Origin of the sequence: Aeromonas sp. QDB68, from assembly GCF_027707405.1 — a bacterium.
Lineage (GTDB): Bacteria > Pseudomonadota > Gammaproteobacteria > Enterobacterales > Aeromonadaceae > Aeromonas > Aeromonas caviae.
In genome coordinates, this window is sequence record NZ_JAPCIQ010000189.1 from 1 (window position 1) to 1,976 (window position 1,976).

Annotated in this window: 1 protein-coding gene and 1 pseudogene; both read left to right on the top strand. The window is 39.7% G+C overall.

Annotation, left to right across the window (positions count from 1 at the left end):
- The first annotated feature begins 163 nt into the window (after window positions 1-163).
- The gene (locus tag PG892_RS22070) at window positions 164-1,357 is read left to right on the top strand and encodes a tyrosine-type recombinase/integrase (RefSeq protein ID WP_143236977.1); all 1,194 of its coding nucleotides are present in this window, start codon (window positions 164-166) and stop codon (window positions 1,355-1,357) included.
- Window positions 1,358-1,378: 21 nt separating this feature from the next.
- A pseudogene (locus tag PG892_RS22075) lies at window positions 1,379-1,976 on the top strand (site-specific integrase); the annotation flags it as partial.

Below are 1,976 nucleotides of genomic sequence, written 5' to 3' on the forward strand. Positions count from 1 at the left end.
TAGGGCCGGTTTTTTTAAAATGTAAAGCGTTTTGTAAAGCGAAATGCCTAAAAACCCCGATATTTCGGGGTTTTTTCTTTTCTGAGAATGTAAAGATTGCACATTCTGAAAGCACGCAGTATACCTTAGGAATGGGTGTATAAAAGTGTAAAGGAGTGATGCAGTGAAGCTCAGAACCGTCAACATGAAGCAGTACAATGAACGTAAGTATCTAATCGTTGATGAGAGAGGACTCCCCATCCCGAGGCTATGTGAGTTCACACTGACACACCTGTATGGTGCGGAAAAAACACAGGAGAATAATGCAAACCACCTAATCCATATCGAACGATGGGCAGCAATGCTAAAAGTAGATCTAGCGGAAATTGTTGCTGGCACAGGGTTTGCTGACACTGGCTTATACCAGAGTTTTCTCAAACATCTTGAGCATCGCTCATACGATATCAACGGAGCAAGACCCCTCCGACCAGATATTGTTAGTCCTGATTATTTCAATCAACGCCTTGATTTGGTATTGGTTTATTTTCAATTTTTAGCCGACAAAGCAATATCCAAGCGCCGTAATACTGATCCTCTATTCAGTCAAATCCCCGAGATGATGAGAAGGCTTCAAGTAAAACTAGTCAAGCTGAGAAGACCAAAGACAGCTCCAGGCCGCATTCTTGGATTGTCATTAGTCCAACAAGCAACACTGTATGACATCATGGAAATACCGAGTTCTCTTGGCTGGAATAAATCTACTCAGTTACGTAACAAGCTAATTCTTAGGTTACTTTTAGAAACAGGAATTAGAAAAAGTGAACTGCTATCACTTACTACATCAAACTGCCATACGAGCAAGCTGGTACATGGTGTTTACCCATTTATCCTGACACAACAGAATATTGAACATAACGATCCTCGTAATAGAGTGCCACGCGAGAAAACAGTTGGCAGGATTATTCCTATTTCATTTCCTCTAGCTTCACTGATTGATGAATATAAACAGGCGAGAAAATCTCTTGGCGACTCAGCCATGAAGAGCCCCTATTTACTCTTATCGACAACTAAGCCACATAATCCGCTATCAATAGCAGCATTGGATGATATTTTCTCAAGTATCAAGAATAAAATTTTAGAGTTATCAGATATTCATCCTCATAAATTAAGGCATACACTCTTTGAAAATATTGACAGAATGCTTACTAAAATGGGGATTGACGCAGCTCAACAGAAAAAGATAAAAAATAATGTTGGGGGGTGGAAGTATAACTCAGATAGTAGTCTAATATATGAAACTGGGTCAATAATGGAGCAATGCAACCTAGTTCTAAACCAACTTCACGCTGAAATGGAATTACATAGAAAAATATCATAAAAAATTGCCAAGGTGGTGGCCATGCCGACAAAAAAATTAGATAAAAACGAAATCATGTTGGTACAAATAGACCAGCATCCACAATTTTCTTATGACCCATATCCTGTAAGCCAGTCAGGCCAACAACTGGATTTAACACAAAGTAAAGTAGTTCTGGAACCGGAGAGGGAGACCCTATTCTTTGAAAAAATCTCTCCCCAACTAAGAGAGCATGCCCGTGCATGGATTTCTTATGCTTGTCATATCTACTCTAACTATGCTCTTTTCTCACAACAACATTGTTGGCGCCTACTCAAAATCCCTGACGATACTGTAGCAGAAGATATTGCCGAAAAAATACAAGAAATCTACAGAGAGCTTTTGAGCTCTGAACGTAGTCCTAGCACTAAATCTGCTTTAAGAATACTGTATAAATGGTGTGTTGAAGAGGGTCTACCACACTTTGATGAAGACTTTTATGATTACTACCTAGCCAGTATAAAGTTTGGTACAGCTGAGGGTAAGGGCCTTGATGTAATTATGGAAATTCCTGACCGTGGACCACTCACGATCAAGGAAGAACGAATCTTCATCTCCACATTAAACTCAGTTTTACCAGAGACACTCACCACCCATGAGT